Here is a 15,981-nt window from a genome sequence, read left to right as displayed (position 1 = left end):
CTGGCTTGCCTGCGATAGCGGTTTCACATTCAACACAGGTGTTGGTATTGAGGCCGTCATCGCGGGCAAGCCCGGCTCCCACAGAGATCGAGGTGTTCAAGCCGTCGCGTTATTACTTCTGCTTTTCCAACTGATGGTATTTGCCGTCTTTGTCCCACTGGTAAACCACGTAGTCAGAGACTTTCAGATCGCCCTTGGCATCCCAGGCTTTTTCGCCCATGACGGTTTTAACCGGGTTAGCCTTCAACCACTTGGCCGCGTCTTCGCCCTTGTTGGACTTGGCACCGTTGAAGCCGGCGGCCAGGGCCTGGATCGAGGCGTAGGCATACAGGGTGTAGCCTTCAGGCTCGGTGCCGTTTTTGCGGAACTCTTCCACCACGGTCTTGCTGTCCGGCAACAGGCGCGGATCGGCGCCGAAGGTCATGTAGACGCCATCGACGTACTGCGCACCACCGGCGGTCGCCACCAGTTCGTCGGTCACTACGCCGTCATCGGACATGAACTTGACGTCTTTGAGGCCCGCTTCACGGATCTGGCGCACCAATGGGCCGGCTTCTGGATGCAAGCCGCCGAAGTACACGACGTCGGCGCCCAGGGAGCGGATCTTGGTGACCAGGGCGCTGAAGTCTTTCTCGCCACGGGTCAGGCCCTCTTCCAGCACCGGCTTGACGCCACGCTTGGTCAACTGCGCAGCGGTGGCGTCGGCCAGGCCTTTGCCGTAGGTGTCCTTGTCGTTGATCACCGCGACTTTCTTGCCCTTGAGCACATCGACGATGTAGTCGCCGGCGACGATGCCTTGCTGGTCGTCACGCCCGCACATACGGAACATGGCGCCCAGGCCGCGCTCGGTGACCTGTGGATTGGTGGAGCCTGGGGTGATGGCGATAATGCCGGCTTCGTCGTAGACCTCAGACGCCGGGATGGTGTTGGACGAGCAGAAGTGCCCGACCACACCGATCACCTTGTCCTGGTCCGCCAGGCGGTTAGCCACGGCCACGGCTTGCTTGGGTTCGCAGGCGTCATCGCCAGCCACCAGCTTGATCTGCTCGCCGTTGATGCCGCCGGCCTTGTTGATAACGTCGGCTGCCGCCTGGGCACCCTTCATGTACTGCTCACCGAAAGCGGCGTTGGCACCCGTCATCGGGCCCGCCACACCAATTTTCACATCAGCTTGAACAAACGTAGAAACACCCAGCGCCGCTGCAACGGCGAGGGCCAGAAAACCTTTCTTGTAAAACGTCTGGGACATGAGTGGTGCTCCGATATTTTTGATTTTTGGCACGACAACTTGCATTCAAACTTTTCACTGAAAGCTCAGAGCAAGCCGCGTGCCATTACTTTTTTATTCTTCAAAAAGACACGGTGTCATTGTTATTACAGGCGTTTCGACGCCTTTTGCCAGGACGTGCAACCGTCTAGCCCCGATAGGTGCAACCAACCAACCAAAAAAGTACAACCCCGCCAGGTCGCAGCTGCAACCAGAGGGATAAACGACAGTTCCTACACCTGTAACAACGTGCGTAACGGAACTGCACATTTACAGTGCGTGATTGCTACGCCTTGCACCAATACAGATGGGTAGCCTGCTAAGAAAACGCAGGCTTTTGAGCAGTATTTCGCTGATCAGATCACGATCCTCAGACATTGCCCGGCGTGATACAGCGAGAATCCTGCTTCATACAGGCAACTGCGCAGACCTGCACCCGCCAGTGGCTGCATCGGTGCAAAGGGGATCGGCAAGGCCTGGGGATTCTGGTGACACAGATAGTCGGCAAACGCCTTGCCGACCACACTGCCGGTGGTCACACCACGCCCGTTATAGCCGGTGACTGCGACCAGGCCAGGTGCGGGTTCGAACAGGCGCATCAGATGGTCTGGGGTAAACGCGATGCAGCCGGTCCAGGTGTATTCCCACTGCACCGATTTGAGATACGGGAAGTAGTGCTGCTGCACCCGATCGGCCCACGCCTTGAGGAACCAGGCAGGTTTCTGGTTGCCATTGCCCAGGCTGCCAAGCAACAGACGGCCATCGGCATCGCGACGGATACTGCTCAGTACCTGACGCGTATCCCACGAGCCCTGGCCACCGGGGAGGATTTGCCGGGCGGCATCATCGGTCAGCGGCGCTGACGCCACCTGATAGTAATAGCCGGGGAAAAAATTGCGCCGCAACTCGGTCCATTCGCCTTCGGTGTAGGCGTTAGAGGCGATCACCACCTGAGCGGCCTGCACCGCGCCCTCGGCGGTCTGCACCGACCAATCGGCACCTTGGCGCTCAAGCTGGGTGACCGGGGAATGGTCAAACAACTGCCCGCCCAGCGCTGCGGCGGCATTCGCCAAGCCCGTGGTGTAGGCCATGGGGTTCAGGGTGCCGGCCCGTCGATCGAGCAAGGCGGCGGAGATTTTTTGGGTGCCGGTGGCTTGCTCACACGCCTGCCCGGTGAGCAATTCGACCGGCGCGCCACGGCGCTTCCATTGCTCTTCACGACTGCGCAAATCCGCCTCGCCACGGGCGTTGTGGGCCATGTGCAAGGTGCCCTCGCGGCGCAATTGGCAATCGATCTTGTATTTGTCGATCAGGCTGAATACCAGGGCCGGCGCTGCGCCCAACATGCGGTTGAGCTGGCTGCCAACCGCCGTGCCAAATCCGGCTTCGATCTCGTCTGGCGGGATCCACATGCCGGCATTGACCAACCCGACGTTACGCCCCGAACCGCCATGGCCGGTGCGATGGGCCTCCAGCACAGCAACGCTTTTACCCTGCTCCAGCAAATGAATGGCCGCCGACAAACCGGTGATACCGGCGCCGATCACGCAGACATCCACCTTGAGCGCGCCCTTGAGCGCGGCACGATCCGGCCGGCCGGGGGTGAGGTGTTCCCATAAACATGTTTCGCGTAGTGCCATTGCCAGACTCCGATGAGACCTAACAAACAACTTTTCAGAATTGAAAATCTGATCAAATGTGGGAGGGGGCTTGCTCCCGATAGCGGTGGGTCAGCTACAGATTTGCTGACTGAAACACTGCTATCGGGAGCAAGCCCCCTCCCACATTTTGATCTCACTTCGACGCGTGGGCTCAGTCGAAGGTAATGCCTTGGGCCAGAGGCAATTCCAGCGAGTAGTTCACGGTATTGGTCTGGCGGCGCATATACCCGCGCCACGCATCCGACCCCGACTCTCTCCCGCCGCCAGTCTCTTTTTCACCGCCAAAGGCCCCCCCGATCTCCGCGCCGCTCGGGCCGATATTGACGTTGGCAATCCCGCAATCACTGCCCACCGCCGACATGAATTGCTCGGCTTCACGCACATCCGTGGTGAAGATGCATGACGACAGCCCCTGTGGCACCGAGTTGTTCAAGCGCAGGGCTTCGGCGAAGTCGGTGTAGCCGACCACGTAGAGAATCGGCGCGAAGGTTTCCGTACACACCACGTCGCTTTGCTCGGGCATTTCCACAATTGCCGGCGAGACGTAGTAAGCGTTGGGGAATGTGTCTTGCAGTTGGCGCTTGCCGCCGAACACCTTGCCGCCTTCGCTCAAGGCTTGCTCCAGGGCGTCCTGCATGTTGTCAAAACCCTGCTTGTCGATCAGCGGGCCGATCAGGTTGCCTTCCAGCGGGTGGCCGATGCGCACCTTGGAGTAGGCAGCCTTGAGGCGGGTGACGATGTCCTCCTTGACCGATTCATGGGCGATCAGCCGGCGCAAGGTGGTGCAGCGTTGGCCGGCAGTGCCGACGGCGCTGAACAGGATGGCGCGCACGGCCATGTCCAGGTCGGCGCTTGGGCCGAGGATCATCGCGTTGTTGCCACCCAGTTCAAGAATGCTACGGGCGAAGCGCGCCGCGACTTTCGGCGCCACTTCGCGGCCCATGCGCGTGCTGCCGGTGGCACTGATCAGGGCCACACGCGGATCGTCCACCAGCGCGGCGCCGGCGTCGCGGCCGCCGATGATCACCTGGCTCAGGTACTCGGGAGCATCATCAAACTTGCTCAATACACGCTCGAACAGCGCCTGGCACGCCAGGGCGGTGAGCGGGGTCTTTTCAGAGGGTTTCCAGATCACTGCGTTGCCGCACACCAATGCCAGCGCGGTGTTCCAGGCCCATACGGCCACCGGGAAGTTGAAGGCGCTGATCACCCCGACCACGCCCAGCGGGTGCCAGGTTTCACGCATATGGTGGCCTGGGCGCTCGGAGGCGATGGTCAAGCCGTACAACTGTCGGGACAGGCCCACGGCGAAGTCGCAGATGTCGATCATTTCCTGGACTTCACCCAAGCCTTCCTGAGTGATCTTGCCGGCTTCCCAGGAGACCAGCTCGCCGAGGTCGGCCTTGTATTGGCGCAGTACGTCGCCAAACTGGCGCACCAGCTCGCCACGCCGCGGCGCCGGCACTTTGCGCCAAGCCTCAAATGCATGCTCGGCACGACTGACCTGTTGCTCCACCTCGGCGGCGCCTTCCCAGTGCACACTGCCGATACGGCTGCCATCAATCGGCGAATGCACGGGCTGTTTGCCCGCCTGGTACAGCGCCGGGTTTACCCCGAGACGATCAAGCAATGCGGCAACCATGGGTCACTCCTTCAATCTGCATACAAAAATTCGCGCCGCAATACGCACGGCGATCCTGGCCCTATTTGTAGCTGGCCCAAGACTTGCCAACAAACGACGATTAGGCGAGATATCATTCCGTTTATTCATGCAAAGAATAAAAAGAGGCAAGCCGTGCTGAACAAAAGACATTTGCCGTCGATCACCGCCCTGCAGTGCTTCGAAGCCGCCACCCGCCACCTGAGCTTCACCCGCGCCGCCGAAGAGCTGAACCTCACACAAAGCGCCGTGAGCAAACAGGTGGCGCAGTTGGAAGAGTTGTTGCAGCACCTGCTGTTTCGCAGAGTGCGCCGCCGCTTGCAGATGACCCCGGCGGGCGACCTGTACCTGGTGGAAGTGCGCAAGATCCTCACACAGGTGGAGATGTCTACCCATTACCTGCGCTCCTACGGCGGCGAGACCGAGGTGCTGCGCGTGTCCACGCCCTATACCTTCGGCGCGCGCTGGCTGGTGCCGCGCCTCAAGGGTTGGCGCCTGCGTCACCCGCAGATCCACCTGGACCTGTGCAACGAACAGCAGCCGGACGAGCTGCTGCAAGGCAAGGCGGACATGGCGTTCTATTTCGGCCAGGGCGCTCGCCCGGGTACTGAGAGCCTGAAGCTGTTCAGTGAAGAGCTGGTGCCGGTATGCGCGCCGGAGAGCCTGCCGGCGCAGCCTTTCACCGACCCCACGCAACTGAGCGACCTGGTGTTGCTGCAAAACGCCTCGCGACCCCAGGGCTGGCATGACTGGTTCGCCAGCCAGGGCTTCCACACCGAACACAGCTACCACGGGCCGCGGTTCGACACTTTTTATATGTGTATTCGGGCCGCGCAGGTGGGTTGTGGCGTGGCGCTGTTGCCGCGCTTTCTGGTGGAAGAGGAATTGGCCGAGGGCAAGCTGGTGATTCCCTGGCAACATGCGATGCCGAGCCAGGATGCGTATTACCTGGCTTATCCTGAGCATTCGGCGGAGGTGCCGAAGGTGCGCGAATTTGTGAAGTGGATGATGGAGCAGGTGCTTTAGCGCCTGGAGAATCGCCATCGCAGGCAAGCCAGCTCCCACCGTTTGGAATGCATTTCAAATGTGGGAGCTGGCTTGCCTGCGATGGCGCCTCTGGCCTTACTGAAAAAATCACTGGCAAAACCCCACAGGTCTATGCGCCACTAGCCCCCTTCCTTAATTGTGCGTAAAGGCCGGCGCCCATCGCCGAGCCGTCTGGAGATTCCCGTTATGAGCGAGAGTGTGTTTGCCGATCGCATCGTGCAGAACCTGCTCGACACCGACTTCTACAAGCTGACCATGATGCAGGCGGTGCTGCACAACTACCCCAATGTGGAAGTTGAATGGGAGTTCCGTTGCCGCAACAGCGAAGACCTGCGCCCGTACCTGGCGGAGATCCGTTACCAGATCGAACGCCTCGCCGAATTGAGCCTGAGCCCCGATCAACTGGGCTTTCTGGAACGCATCAGCTTTATGAAGCCGGATTTTTTGCGCTTCCTCGGGCTGTTCCGTTTCAACCTGCGCTATGTGCAGACCGGTATCGAGAACGGCGAGTTGTTTATCCGCCTGCGCGGACCGTGGCTGCATGTGATCCTGTTTGAAGTGCCGATGCTGGCCATCGTCAGCGAAGTGCGTAACCGCTATCGCTACCAGACCGTGATCCTCGAACAGGCCCGCGAACAGCTGTATCGCAAGTTCGATTGGCTGACGGCCAATGCCGCCAGCGATGAACTCTCGGAACTGCAAGTGGCCGACTTCGGCACGCGCCGCCGCTTCTCGTACCGCGTGCAGGAAGAAGTGGTCAGCGTGCTCAAACACGACTTCCCAGGGCGCTTTGTCGGCACCAGCAACGTGCACCTGGCTCGCGAGTTCGATATGAAGCCGCTGGGCACCATGGCCCACGAATGGATCATGGCCCACCAGCAACTGGGCCCACGCCTGATCGACAGCCAGATCGCCGCCCTGGATTGCTGGGTGCGCGAATACCGTGGCCTGCTGGGCATTGCCCTGACCGATTGCATCACCACTGACGCCTTCCTCGGCGACTTCGACTTGTACTTTGCCAAGCTGTTCGACGGCCTGCGCCACGACTCCGGTGATCCGATTCAGTGGGCGGAAAAAGCCATCGCTCACTACCACAAGCTGGGCATCGAACCGATGAGCAAGACCCTGGTGTTCTCCGACAGTCTGACGCTGCCCAAGGCGTTGGAAATATTCCGCGCGTTGCGGGGTCGGATCAATGTGAGCTTTGGTATCGGCACCAACCTCACCTGCGACATTCCGGGGGTGGAACCGATGAGCATCGTGCTTAAAATGACCGCCTGCAATGGCCAGCCCGTCGCCAAGATTTCCGATGAAGCGGGCAAGACCCATTGCACCGACCCCAACTTTGTCGCCTATTTGCGTCACGTTTTCAAAGTACCTGCCCTATCCAGCAAGGAGTGAAGCATGCAAGCCGTACAGCGTGAGATTGCGCAGCAGCTCAAGGTGCAAGCGCCGTTCAAAGACCAGGCCGCACTGGAGGCAGAAGTCGCCAGGCGCGTAGCCTTTATCCAGGACTGCCTGCGCAATTCCGGGCTCAAGGCCCTGGTGCTGGGCATCAGCGGCGGCGTCGACTCCCTGACCGCAGGCCTGTTGGCCCAACGTGCCGTGCAGGAACTGCGCGCCAGCAGTGGCGATGAGGCTTATCGTTTTATCGCCGTGCGCCTGCCCTATGAAACCCAGTTCGACGAACACGAAGCCCAGGCTTCGGTGGACTTCATCGAGCCGGACGAGCGCCACACCGTCAACATCGGCCCGGCGGTCAAAGCCCTGGCCAATGAAGTCGCAGCGTTTGAAGGCAAGGCGGCGGTGTCCCGCGACTTCGTACTGGGCAACACCAAGGCGCGTATGCGCATGGTGGCGCAGTACACCATCGCCGGCGCGGCCAGTGGCCTGGTGATTGGTACCGACCATGCGGCGGAAGCGGTGATGGGCTTTTTCACCAAGTTCGGTGATGGTGCCTGCGATCTGGCGCCATTGAGCGGGCTGGTGAAAAACCAGGTGCGAGCGATTGCCCGGCATTTTGGTGCGCCCGAGTCACTGGTAGAAAAGATCCCGACGGCGGACCTGGAAGACTTGTCGCCGGGCAAGCCGGACGAAGCGTCACATGGCGTGACCTATGCAGAGATTGATGCGTTCCTGCACGGTGAGCCGGTGCGTGAGGAGGCGTTCAGGATTATCTGCGAGACGTATCGCAAGACTGAGCACAAGCGGGTGATGCCGTTTGCGCCTTGAGGTAGACCGCCATCGCAGGCAAGCCAGCTCCCACACTTGACCGAGTTCCAACATGAGAATGTGGTCGAATGTGGGAGCTGGCTTGCCTGCGATGAACGATAACGCGGTGTTACTTCAGGACCACGGCACCTTTCATCATCGAGATGTGGCCAGGGAACGAGCAGAAGAAGCTGTACTTCTCATCGGCTTTGAGCTTGGAGACGTCGAAGGTCACCGAGTCTTTCTCGCCAGCACCAATGATCTTGGTGTGGGCGATGATGCGCTCATCACCGGCTTTCAGATAATCCTTATCGATACCTGCAGCCATACCGTCAGTAGCCACAGGCTGCATGTTGGCTTCAGTGGTCAGCACCCAGTTATGCCCCATCACGTTCTTGGGCAGGTTGCCCGAGTGAGTCAGCTCAACGGTGAACTGCTTGCAGCTCTTGTCGATGGTGATTTCTTTGGTATTGAAAGACATCTGGTCGGTGGAGTCGACAGTGACCTTGCACTCTGCAGCAAGCAACTGGCCGCTAGCCAGAGTCAGCAGGGAAACAGCAACGAGTTTGGCGAACATGTGAATCTCCAGGGCAGGGTTAGAAAACGCGTATTGCGACAAGGGTGCCTCAAGCAGGCTTAGTTTCTTATGATCTGCATCAACAGATTGTATACAACTTTAGGCTATCAGGTTGATCAACACAATCAACCAGCCAAACTGCCGCACCCTGCCTATGATCGCCCCATCACTCACGGGAGTTCATGCCATGCACCTCAACCACCTGTTCAACGGCCTGCTGGCCGCCTACGCCTGCGGTAAGTGAAAGCAAAGGGCACCCTGAAGCTGCTACCATGACGACCCAAGGCAGCTACGCGCCGCCTACCCTCACCTTCGACCCTAGAGGATCGCCCATGGCCAAACCTAATTACTCCTTCGCCAAACGTCAGAGAGACTTGGCAAAGGAACAGAAGAAAGAGGAAAAGCTGCAACGCAAGAAAGCCGCTGCAGACGAAGAAGCCGGCGCGCTGAACCCGGATGCGGAAGGTGAAGCAGCAACTGACGAGACCGAAACCCCGAAAGACCCGGCTGAATAAATTTTGTTGGGGTGAGCAGGCCCTCCCTGTTCCCCCCAACCCACCGCTACTCCAGCGGCATCACCGTCACCCGCACCTCCGGGTCATGGCTCCCTCCCCCCAGAATCACCCCACGCAACGGCGACACATCGGAGAAATCCCGGCCCCAGGCCAGGGTGATGTGCTCCAGTGCCGGCTGCACATTGTTGGTCGGATCGAAATCCACCCAGCCCAACCGCGGGCAGAATACCGAGACCCACGCATGGGACGCATCGGCGCCGATCAGCCGTGGCTGGCCGGGCGGTGGCTGGGTCAGCAGGTAGCCGCTGATGTAGCGCGCCGCCAGGCCCCGTGAGCGCAGGCAGGCGAGCATCAGGTGGGCGAAGTCCTGGCACACGCCGCGACGACGCTCCAGCACCTCCACCAGCGGCGTGGCGACCTGAGTGGCTTCGGCATCAAAGGTGAATTCGCTGAAAATCTTTTGCATCAACGCCTGCACGCCGACCAACAACGGCTCGCCAGGCGGGAAGCAGCTTTCAGAGAACTCGACGAAGGTTTTTTTCAGATGCACGTACGGCGATTCGAAGCGATAGCGGCAGGCTTCAATCACCTCCATCGACAGCGCCTGGCTGCTGTAGGTAAAACTGTCACGGGTGCGGTCCCACGCCGGCGATTGCCCTAGGTCCAGCGCGGGTCGCGCCAGCACTTCCACGGTCAACCCGGCATTGACCAGCAGCTCATCATGAGGCCGCTCGAACGCCAGGCGCGTGATCGGGTTGCCAAACACGTCCAGCTCATCGCGGCGTGAAGAAGGCGGCGGGCTGATGTCCAGGGTTTGCCAGGTGCAACGCTGCCACGTACACGGCCGTGGCCACAGATGCGCCAGCTGCTGGGCCAGGGACACCGGGCTGTCGTAGTGGTAATGGGTATCGTGAAAAATCTGATAGCGCGCACTCATCACACCGACACCGTTTGCTGGCTGACATCATCCACATGGGCAAAATGGCGCAGCGCCAGGCGATCCGACACTTGCCCGCTCTCATCGGCGACCGCTTGCAGCAGGTCGGCCAGGCCATCCAGCGCGGCACGCACGCTGGGCTCGCCAAACAACGGGTTTTCAAGGCACCCCAGGTCAAAGCGCCCCAGGCGCTCCACCAACGGCGCGAGGCCGGTTTCCCTGGGCACCCCAAAATCATCATTGAGCCGACGCACGGTGCGGCTCACCAGTTTGAGCTGGAACAGCACCGCATGGGGGTTCTGCTCATCGAGCAACAACAGGTCGAGCACCGGGATCAGCTGCGGCACCGCCAGGTAGCGCGAGCGATAGGTGATGCTGCTGTTGCCCAGCTCCAGCAACCACTCCAGCCCCGCCTGATCGAACACCGCCACACCGCGCAGAAACGCTGCCAGGCTGGTACTGAGAAATTGCAGACGCTCAATGCGCCGGCCCATCATCAAAAAGCGCCAGCCTTCATCGCGGGTCATATCATCCAGGGCAAACCCGGACAGCGCCGCCAAAGACATCACCAAACGGTTGAGAAAATCCAGCAGCTCGCCGAAGTCCGGGGCTTGGCTTTCCAGCTCCATGGCTTCGCGTTGCAGCTCCACCAGGGCCTGCCAGTTTTCCCGCGACAGCTTGCCGCGCACCTGGGACGCTGCCCACTGCAAGCGCTGCAAATTGGCGCGCAGGCTTGAGGGCCAGTCATCACCGAGCAAGGCCGCGAGCAGACGCTCCGGTAGCTCGCCCTCCTCCGGCAACAGGCGCAGGCTTTCTCCAAGTTCGACCGCCGCCTGCAATGCCAACGGATCGTCGCCGTCGACATAACGCGCCAGCACAATGCGCAGCCAGCGCGCACTGTCATCGCAGCGTTCGCAATAACGGCCAAACCAGAACAGGTTTTCCACCACCCGCGACGGCAGATACGGGTCGCGGCGCACCAGATCATGGACGCCAATGGCGCGCTGGGCACGCCACTGTTCACCAGCGCTGGCGCGCTCGCCGAGCACCCATGTGTCCTTGCTCGCACCGCCGCGTTGCATCGACACCACTTCGGCATCGGCGTCGGCGGCCACACGGGTCAGGCCACCGGGCAGCACGCGATACCCCTCATCGCTGGCTACCGCGTACACACGCATCCCGATGGCGCGGTGTTGCAGATGATCTTCTTCGGTATGCCACACCGGCGCCTGGGACAACTGCGCCAGCTCCTGGGCGACATAGGCGTAAGGCCGCGCGCGCATCCGCTCGGCCAGGGCCTGGCGTTGTTGTTCATTCAAATCACGACCGAACACCGGGGCGAAACTTTGCGAAGGAAACGCCGGCTTGATCAACAGTTCCGGGAGCTTGCCCAGTGCCTCGGCCAGCACCGGTGCCTCACCGCACCACCAGGTGGCAATCGACGGCAGGATCAGCGCTTCACCGAACAGGAACTCGTTGATCTTCGGCAGGAACCCCAACAAGCCCGGCGACTCCAGCACGCCGCTGCCCAAGGCATTGGCCACCAGCACATTGCCTTGGCGCACGGCGTCAAGCAGGCCGGGCACGCCCAGGGCCGAGTCGGTACGCAGCTCCAGAGGGTCGCAGAAATCGTCATCCAGGCGGCGCATGATCGCGTGGACCCGGCGCAGACCGCTGAGGGTTTTCAGGAACACCGTGCTGTCGCGCACGGTAAGGTCGCCGCCTTCTACCAGTGGGTAGCCGAGCTGACGGGCGAGATACAGATGTTCGAAATAGCTTTCGTTGAAACGCCCCGGCGTGAGCAGCACGATCAGTGGCGGCTGGTCATCGCCGGGCGCCTGGCGGGCCAGGGTTTCCTGCAAGGTGCGAAAAAAACCGGTGAGGTGCTGCACCTGCAAATCACGGTACAGATCCGGGAAGGCGCGAGACACGATGGTGCGGTTTTCCAGGGCGTAGCCGGCGCCCGACGGGGCTTGGGTGCGGTCGGCGGTGACCCACCAGCGGCCATCCGGCGTGCGCGCCAGGTCGACCGCGTACAGATGCAGGAACGCACCGTCGGGCGGCTGGATGCCCTGGCACGGCCACAGGAAATTGTTATGCCCGAACACCAGTTCGGCCGGCAGCAAGCCTTCCTTGATCAGGCGCTGCGGGCCATACAGGTCGGCCAGCACCGCATTGAGCAGTCGCGCACGCTGGGCGATGCCGGCCGACAGTTGCTGCCACTCATCGGCGGCCAGCACATGGGGCAGCAGGTCCAGCTCCCACGGGCGATCAGCGCCCTTGGGGTCGGCGTAGACGTTATAGGTCACGCCGTTTTCCTGGATCTGCCGCGTCAGCAACGCCTGGCGCTGGGCCAGTTGTGCGGGCGTACTGCGTTGCAGATGGTCGAGCAAGCGCTGCCAATGGGCACGCACCGCGCCGCCGGCGTCCAGCAGTTCGTGATAGGTGCCCGCGGTCAACGGGTAACGGTCGAGCAAGTCGGACATGGAACGCTCGGCAGAGGCAAGGGAAGTCAGGTTAACTCAAATTCACTACGATCCAATGTGGGAGCTGACTTGCCTGCGATAGCGGTGTGTCAGTCACCAGAACTATCGACTGAACCACCGCTATCGCAGGCAAGCCAGCTCCCACACTTGGATAATGTTCATTCCTTATTTTTTGTAAAACGCCGCAAATCCAGGGTCATTGGCAATTCACCGTTCACCACTACAGTCGGCACCACAAGCTTGCCAGGGCTATGCCCCAAGCGGAAAAACCGCGCCATGCGCCGGCTTTCCGCCTCATTGGCATTCACCGGCAAGCTGTCGTAATTGCGCCCGCCCGGATGCGCCACATGGTATTGGCAGCCACCCAGCGAGCGCTGCATCCAGGTGTCGAGCAGGTCGAACACCAACGGCGCATGGACTGCAATGGTCGGTTGCAGGCAGTTGGCCGGTTGCCAGGCGCGGTAACGCACACCGGCAACAAACTCTCCCACCCGACCGGTCGGTTGCAGCGGCACGGGTATGCCGTTGCAGGTCAGCAGATAGCGCTGCGCCGGCAGGCCAGTCAACTTGACTTGCAGGCGCTCCAGAGACGAATCCACATAACGTACCGTGCCGCCTACCGCGCCCTCCTCGCCCAACACATGCCAAGGCTCCAGGGCCTGGCGCAGTTCCAGTTCGATACCGCTGACGGCGTAGTCGCCCACCTTGGGGAAGCGGAATTCCAAGTGCGGCGCGAACCATTCGGCACGCAGCGGGTAGCCGGCCGCGTTCAGCTCGACGATCACGTCAGCAAAGTCCTGCTCGATAAAGTGCGGCAACAGGAAGCGGTCGTGCAACTCAGTGCCCCAACGCGCCAGCTTCGGCGGCGCATAAGGTTCGCGCCAGAACCGTGCGACCAGCGCGCGCAGCAGCAATTGCTGAGTCAGGCTCATGCGCGCATGGGGTGGCATTTCGAAAGCGCGCAACTCCAGCAGGCCCAGGCGGCCCGTGGCGCCGTCCGGTGAGTAGAGTTTGTCGATACAGAATTCGGCGCGATGGGTATTACCCGTCACGTCGATCAGCAGGTTGCGCAACAGGCGATCCACTAACCACGGCGGGCACTCCTCGCCCGGTGCCGGCATCTGCGCGAAGGCGATTTCCAGTTCATACAGCGCATCGTTGCGCGCCTCATCCACCCTGGGCGCCTGGGAGGTGGGGCCGATAAACAGGCCGGAGAACAAATAGGACAACGACGGGTGGTTGTGCCAGTAGCTGATCAGGCTGCGCAGCAGGTCCGGCCGGCGCAGGAAGGGCGAGTCCTTGGGCGTCGCGCCGCCCAGCACGAAGTGGTTACCGCCACCGGTGCCGGTATGGCGCCCATCGATCATGAACTTCTCGGTGGTCAGGCGGGTTTGCCGGGCCTCTTCGTAGAGGAATTCGGTGCGTTCCACCAACTCGTCCCAGGTGGCGGACGGCTGTACGTTGACCTCGATGACACCAGGATCTGGCGTGACCCGGAAATTGCTCAGGCGCGTATCCGCTGGCGGCTCGTAGCCCTCCAGCAGTACCGGGCAATGCAGCTCTTGGGCGGTGGCCTCAATGGCAGTCACCAGCTCCAGGTAATCCTCGACGCGCTCCAGCGGCGGCATAAACAGGTACAGGCGCCCTTCCCGTGCTTCGGCGCACAGCGCGGTACGGGTCAGCCAGTCGGCGGACTCATCCACCTGCGGCACACGCTCGTCACTCCGGGCCGGCTCGCCAGGGCTGCGCAGTTGCTCCGCCGTGGGAAGCCCGGGCTGGTCCTGGTTCGGGTCGGTCGGGTGCACGAACGGATACTCTGCCGCCGTCACCCAGGGCTGGGAAGCCAACGGCAGCCGGTAACCCAGCGGCGAATCACCCGGCACCAGGCGGCAGTGGTTATCGCGCAGGTACCAACGCCCACTCTGCCAGCGGTCATTGGCCGCAGTCCGTGCCAGCGGCAGCACTTGGCCGATGACTTTATCCAGGCCCTGGCTGAACACTTTGCGCAGGCGCTCACGCTCCAGGTCGTCGCTCAGGCGCGGGTCTTGGGCGGTGACGTTCTGGGGCAGCGCCCCTTCGCGCCACAGGTAGTAGAAATTGTCCTCGAACGCAGGGAACACAAAGCGCGCCGGCAGTTTCAGGCGCTCGGCGACGCTGGCCAGGAAACGCCCGGCCATCACCCCATCGGCGCCGTAGTCTTCTTGCTCATCGGCGACCAGTGCACTGTTGTGCCAGATCGGCACGCCGTCGCGGCGCCAGTAGCAATTGAGCGACCAGCGCGGCAGTTGCTCGCCGGGGTACCACTTGCCTTGGCCGAAATGCACCAGGCCCTTGGGCGCATAGTGCTGGCGCAGGCGCTGGAACAGCTCGGCCGACAGGCGACGCTTGTCCGGCCCCAGGGCTGCGGTGTTCCACTCGGCGCCGTCGGGGTCGTCGATAGAAACGAAGGTCGGCTCGCCGCCCATGGTCAGGCGTACGTCGTCCTTGAGCAGATCGCCATCGATCTGCCGGCCCAGGGCCTGGATCGCCAGCCATTGTTCTTCGGTGTAGGGCTTGGTCACCCGTGGCGCTTCCCAGATGCGCTCCACCGACATCTCGTGGGTGAATTCGCATTCGCACGGTTCCACCAACCCACTGATCGGTGCAGCGGAGGATGGGTCGGGACTACAGGCCAAGGGGATATGCCCTTCACCGGCGAACAACCCGGACGTGGCATCCAGGCCAATCCAGCCAGCGCCGGGCAAATACACTTCGCACCAGGCGTGCAGGTCGGTGAAGTCCACCTCGGTACCGGAGGGGCCGTCGAGGGCTTTGACGTCAGCGGTGAGCTGAATCAGATAACCAGAGACAAATCGCGCCGCCAAGCCGAGGTTGCGCAGCAATTGCACCAACAGCCAGGCCGAGTCGCGGCAGGAGCCGGACGCGTTTTCCAGGGTGAACTCCGGGGTTTGCACGCCCGGTTCCATGCGGATCAGGTAGCCGATATCGGCGGCCAGGCGTTGGTTCAGCCCAACCAGGAAATCCACCGCGGGCAAGGGTGTGCGGTCAATACCGGCCAGGTAGGCGGCAAACCTTGGCGTCAGCGGCAAGGTTTCCAGATACGGCGCCAGCTCGCGCTGCTCATCGGCGGCGTAGCTGAACGGGATTTTTTCGGCGTAGGGCTCCAGGAAAAAATCGAACGGATTGAACACCGCCATCTCGGCGACTAAGTCGACTTCGACGCGCAACTCGTCAGTCTTTTCCGGGAATACCAGGCGCGCCAGGTAATTACCCTGAGGGTCTTGCTGCCAGTTGATGAAATGCTGCTCCGGCAGCACTTTCAGCGCGTAGGACAAAATCCGCGTACGGCTATGGGCCGCCGGGCGTAGCCGAACGATCTGTGGGCCGAGTTCAACAGCACGGTCGTAGCGGTAATGCGTAACGTGGTGCAACGCGACATGAATCGACACGGCGGCCTCCTGCGAGCCAGGGCATGAACACAAAGCGCGCAAGACTTATGCCAGAGCGGCCGTCATTGCGCTTTATCGTATGACCCGGTGCAGTACAGCACCAAAACGGCGCCAACGTACGTGCCACGGTGCAAGGGCTGCACACATTTGTGGCGCCAGTGTGAGGATGGG

The 15,981-nt window shown here is 61.5% G+C and carries 11 protein-coding genes; 4 read left to right on the top strand and 7 right to left on the bottom strand.

The features are described 5' to 3' along the window. Nucleotides 1-112 precede the first annotated feature (112 nt). From PSEBG33_RS24030 to PSEBG33_RS24040, 3 genes are all read right to left on the bottom strand, one after another. Nucleotides 113-1,249, bottom strand: coding sequence for a branched-chain amino acid ABC transporter substrate-binding protein (locus PSEBG33_RS24030; RefSeq protein ID WP_005784282.1), 1,137 nt, complete (start codon nt 1,247-1,249; stop codon nt 113-115). Nucleotides 1,250-1,623: 374 nt separating this feature from the next. Further along, nucleotides 1,624-2,907 carry an NAD(P)/FAD-dependent oxidoreductase gene (locus tag PSEBG33_RS24035; RefSeq protein WP_005784280.1) on the bottom strand — a complete coding sequence of 428 codons (1,284 nt, stop codon included), beginning with the start codon at nt 2,905-2,907 and terminating at the stop codon, nt 1,624-1,626. A 172-nt stretch (nt 2,908-3,079) separates the two neighbouring features. Beyond that, complete coding sequence (locus PSEBG33_RS24040) at nt 3,080-4,570, bottom strand: aldehyde dehydrogenase family protein (protein ID WP_005784279.1); 1,491 nt, start codon at nt 4,568-4,570, stop codon at nt 3,080-3,082. Between the two features lie 153 nt (nt 4,571-4,723). On the opposite strand from PSEBG33_RS24040, the gene PSEBG33_RS24045 reads away from it, so the two are divergent. The 3 genes from PSEBG33_RS24045 (at nt 4,724) to nadE (ending at nt 7,867) form a co-directional block, all read left to right on the top strand. After that, nucleotides 4,724-5,614: a LysR family transcriptional regulator gene (locus tag PSEBG33_RS24045; protein WP_005784277.1), complete on the top strand. Its 891-nt coding sequence runs from the start codon at nt 4,724-4,726 to the stop codon at nt 5,612-5,614. A 207-nt stretch (nt 5,615-5,821) separates the two neighbouring features. Next, complete coding sequence (gene pncB, locus PSEBG33_RS24050; protein ID WP_005784275.1) at nt 5,822-7,036, top strand: nicotinate phosphoribosyltransferase; 1,215 nt, start codon at nt 5,822-5,824, stop codon at nt 7,034-7,036. Between the two features lie 3 nt (nt 7,037-7,039). Beyond that, the gene (gene nadE, locus PSEBG33_RS24055; protein WP_005784273.1) at nt 7,040-7,867 is read left to right on the top strand and encodes an ammonia-dependent NAD(+) synthetase; all 828 of its coding nucleotides are present in this window, start codon (nt 7,040-7,042) and stop codon (nt 7,865-7,867) included. 109 nt (nt 7,868-7,976) lie between these two features. Here nadE and azu read toward each other — a convergent pair whose 3' ends face one another. Beyond that, nucleotides 7,977-8,423 carry an azurin gene (gene azu, locus PSEBG33_RS24060; protein WP_003188091.1) on the bottom strand — a complete coding sequence of 149 codons (447 nt, stop codon included), beginning with the start codon at nt 8,421-8,423 and terminating at the stop codon, nt 7,977-7,979. 332 nt (nt 8,424-8,755) lie between these two features. On the opposite strand from azu, the gene PSEBG33_RS24065 reads away from it, so the two are divergent. Continuing rightward, nucleotides 8,756-8,938: a hypothetical protein gene (locus PSEBG33_RS24065; RefSeq protein ID WP_005784271.1), complete on the top strand. Its 183-nt coding sequence runs from the start codon at nt 8,756-8,758 to the stop codon at nt 8,936-8,938. A gap of 46 nt (nt 8,939-8,984) precedes the next feature. Here PSEBG33_RS24065 and PSEBG33_RS24070 read toward each other — a convergent pair whose 3' ends face one another. From PSEBG33_RS24070 to PSEBG33_RS24080, 3 genes are all read right to left on the bottom strand, one after another. Next, complete coding sequence (locus tag PSEBG33_RS24070) at nt 8,985-9,875, bottom strand: transglutaminase family protein (protein ID WP_005784269.1); 891 nt, start codon at nt 9,873-9,875, stop codon at nt 8,985-8,987. After that, entirely contained in the window at nt 9,875-12,361 is a 2,487-nt protein-coding gene (locus tag PSEBG33_RS24075; RefSeq protein ID WP_005784267.1) for a circularly permuted type 2 ATP-grasp protein, read from the bottom strand. Before PSEBG33_RS24075 ends, PSEBG33_RS24070 begins: the two co-directional genes overlap by 1 nt. 158 nt (nt 12,362-12,519) lie before the next feature. Further along, on the bottom strand, nt 12,520-15,810 hold the full coding sequence (locus tag PSEBG33_RS24080; protein WP_005784264.1) for a DUF2126 domain-containing protein: 3,291 nt from the start codon (nt 15,808-15,810) through the stop codon (nt 12,520-12,522). Between the last annotated feature and the right edge of the window lie 171 nt (nt 15,811-15,981).

Origin of the sequence: Pseudomonas synxantha BG33R (genome assembly GCF_000263715.2) — a bacterium.
GTDB lineage: Bacteria > Pseudomonadota > Gammaproteobacteria > Pseudomonadales > Pseudomonadaceae > Aquipseudomonas > Aquipseudomonas synxantha_A.
Note: the sequence above shows the minus strand (reverse complement) of the source record. Positions and strands in the feature narration are given on the sequence as shown.